Genomic DNA, 3,429 nt, shown 5'->3' with positions numbered 1-3,429 from the left:
CATCTCGCCGCCGCCGACCACGGTCGAAGGCTTCGAGCGCTTCATCCTGTGGGCGCAGCGCGAACGCCAGGCCGGCAACTATGCCTGCTTCGCGGTCGTGCCCGCCGGCATGGACACCGCCATTGGCATCTTCCAGCTGCGCTCGCTCGAGCCGGGCTTCGGCACCGCCGAGTGGGGCTTCGCGCTCGGTTCACAGTTCTGGGGCACGGGCGTGTTCGTGGAGGGCGCGCGGCTGGTCCTCGACTTCGCGTTCGACGTCGTCGGCGCGCGCCGGCTCGAAGCGCGGGCGGCGGTGGCCAACGGCCGCGGCAACGGCGCCCTGCGCAAGCTCGGCGCCGTGCAGGAAGGCGTGCTGCGGCGTTCGTTCTTGCGCCACGGCCAGTATCACGACCAGGTGCTGTGGGGCATTCTCGCCGAGGACTGGCGCCAGCAGGGCCTCTCGCTCCAGCACGTGCCCGTCGTCCACTAGTTCTCAAACGGCTCACCCTCACCCTCAGCCGCAGGCCCGGACATTCCAAGGGTGTCCGGGCCTGTTCCTTGTACGCCAATTTCCCCCAAAAACGTCTCGTTTTGAGAATACGTGTTCTGATTTAGAACCAATAGCGCTAAGTCTTTTATTATTAATTGATTACAGATGTTATCTCGACGGTAACTGCGGTCTAATCTTCTGGTACAGAACACGAACGACACCTGATAAGGCAAGACTTCCACTCCAGTTAGTGCCGTATAGATGCACTGAAGTGTGGGAATAGTGGCGCATTTGACTGACTTCATATGACAAAATGCACCGGTAGCGGCCACGTTGGTTTATGCTGGCACTTGGATTGCAATTAAGGACACCATGAACGAGCGTCCGTCATTGAAAACTTCGAAGAAATTCACGTGGGGAAGAACATTTTTATTCTCCCTAATCGCCGTGATGTTGATCTGGGTGCCTGCTGAGGCCCAGAGCCGCAACGACAAGAACAAGCCCGCCAAAGCGGTCGCCGGTCAGGTCAACAAACCGGTCAAGGTCCGCCATGCCAAGATGGACCAGACGTTGAGCGACCGCGCCGACAGCGTTGGCGAGTCAGACATTATCGTCGTGTGCAAGCCCGGCAAGAATTGCCTGGCCAACATCAAGATGGCCGGCGGCAAGGGCGGCCGGCGATTGGGCATCCTCAACGGTCAGGCGGGCCGGATGCCGAATGCGCTGTTGAAGCGCCTCGCCAACGACCCGGATGTGGCTGGCCTGTGGGACGACCGCAAGACCAACGCCACCCTCGCCCGCACGGTCGCGGCCATCGGCGCCAAGAACGTGCACGCCCAGTATGGGTACACCGGCGCCGGCGTCGGCGTCGCGGTGATCGACTCGGGGATCACGCCGTGGCACGACGACCTGACCGTGGCCAACCGCCAGGGCCAGCGCGTCACCGCGTTTGTGGACTTCGTGAACGGCCAGACCGCGAAGTATGACGATTGGGGCCACGGCACGCATGTCGCGGGCATCATCGCCGGCAACGGCTTCGACTCGAACGGCGCGCGCGAGGCGGTCGCGCCCAAGGCGAACATCATCTCGCTCAAGGCGCTCGACGGCGAGGGCAAGGGCCGGATCAGCTACATCATTGCCGCGCTCGACTGGGCCATCGCCAACCGGACGCAGTACAACATCCGCGTGATCAATATGTCGCTCGGCGCCGGCGTGTTCGAGAGCTACCACACCGACCCGCTGACGCAGGCCGCCAAGCGCGCGGTGGACGCCGGCATCGTGGTCGTCGCCGCCGCCGGCAACATGGGCAAGGCCGCCAACGGCCAGCCGCAATACGGCGCCATCGGCGCGCCGGGCAACGCGCCTTGGGTGCTGACGGTCGGCGCCTCGAGCACGATGGGCACCATCGATCGTCGCGACGACACCATCGCGGCCTACAGCTCGCGCGGGCCGACGATGATTGACTTCGCGGCCAAGCCCGACCTGGTCGCGCCCGGCAGCGGCACGGTGTCGCTGAGCGAACGTAACAGCCTCTTCTACAACACCAAGTCGGCGTACCTGGTGGCCGGCAAGCGCAGCGGTCTCACCTACCTGCCCTACCTGACGTTGAGCGGCACCAGCATGGCGGCGCCGGTCGTGTCGGGCACGGTGGCGCTGATGATTCAGGCTAACCCGGCGCTCACGCCCAACATGGTGAAGGCCATCCTGCAGTTCACCTCGCAGGCTCACAACGACTACAACTACCTGACGCAGGGCGCCGGCTTCCTCAACACCCTGGGTGCGGTGCGCCTGTCGCGCTACTTCGCGGTCGGCGTCAAGGGCGACCGGTACCCGAACATGAAGGCGTGGAGCAAGCACATCTTCTGGGGCAACCGCCGCGTGACCGGTGGCGTGCTGACGCCTGGCGGCACCGCCTGGGGCCAGAACATTGTCTGGGGCGACGCCTTGACGCCGGTCGGCCAGAACATCGTCTGGGGCGAGAACTGCGACACCGCCGGCTGCGACAACATCGTCTGGGGCAACAACATCGTCTGGGGCGCGTCCGACGACAACGACAACATCGTGTGGGGCAACACCGACGGCGACAACATTGTCTGGGGCAACAGCGATAGCGACAACATCGTCTGGGGCAACGGCAGTGACGACAACATCGTGTGGGGCAACGGCGCCGACGACAACATCGTGTGGGGCAACGACTGCGCCGGCGCCGACTGCGACAACATCGTGTGGGGCAACACCGACGACGACAACATCGTGTGGGGCAACGCCGAAGGCATCGACAACATCGTGTGGGGCAACAGCGCCGCCGACAACATCGTGTGGGGCAACAGCGGCGACGAAAACATCTCCTGGGGCAGCTCAGCGGGTGACGGCGAAACCTTCGGCGACGACACCGCCGAGCTCGACACCTTTGACCCGCTGGTGTTCGAAGACCTCTTTGGTGGCGAGTTCGAACTGATGACCGCGCCGGTAGTTGAACCGCAGCCGGCCCTTGAAACCACGCCGGTGGTTGAACCGCAGCCCGCCATCGAGCCCGAGCCGATCACCGAGCCGGTCGCGACGACGGATGCACCAACGGTCACGGAGCCGCCAACCACGGGCCTGTTCGTGATTGAAGGGGGGTTGTAATGGAGAAGATGCCGTTTCAACCCGAACTGACGCGGACCACGGCCATGGTGACCACCACTACGACGACCACCGTCACGACCAGTGACTGGAAAGCGGGCCTGCCGGTGATGGCCGGCACCGGCTTTTCGCTGCGCGAACTGCGCCTCGACGACGCGGCGTCGCTGCTGGCGATGCTGACCACCGAAGAGGTCTCGCGCTTCATCTCGCCGCCGCCGACCACGGTCGAAGGCTTCGAGCGCTTCATCCTGTGGGCGCAGCGCGAACGCCAGGCCGGCAACTATGCCTGCTTCGCGGTCGTGCCCGCCGGCATGGACACCGCCATTGGCATCTTC

The 3,429-nt window shown here is 64.4% G+C and carries 3 protein-coding genes; all 3 read left to right on the top strand.

Going from position 1 to position 3,429, the window contains the following annotated elements; translation table 11 throughout:
- Window positions 1-469 (top strand): GNAT family protein (locus Q8T13_13685; GenBank protein ID MDP3718811.1); only part of this gene is annotated, 469 nt, incomplete at its 5' end.
- A gap of 450 nt (window positions 470-919) precedes the next feature.
- Window positions 920-3,097: a S8 family serine peptidase gene (locus Q8T13_13680; protein MDP3718810.1), complete on the top strand. Its 2,178-nt coding sequence runs from the start codon at window positions 920-922 to the stop codon at window positions 3,095-3,097.
- An 8-nt stretch (window positions 3,098-3,105) separates the two neighbouring features.
- Window positions 3,106-3,429, top strand: a 324-nt coding sequence (locus Q8T13_13675) for a GNAT family N-acetyltransferase (protein MDP3718809.1), incomplete at its 3' end; no start/stop codon positions are given.

Source organism: Acidobacteriota bacterium (assembly GCA_030697165.1).
In the GTDB taxonomy this organism is placed as follows: Bacteria; Acidobacteriota; Vicinamibacteria; order Vicinamibacterales; family UBA2999; genus 12-FULL-67-14b.
This window is presented reverse-complemented; position numbering and strand designations above follow the sequence as displayed.

Bases quoted from the DNA above. Each gene is read 5' to 3' on its own strand.
- Q8T13_13680 (MDP3718810.1), top strand. From the start codon at position 920: ATGTTGATCTGGGTGCCTGCTGAGGCCCAGAGCCGCAACGACAAGAAC.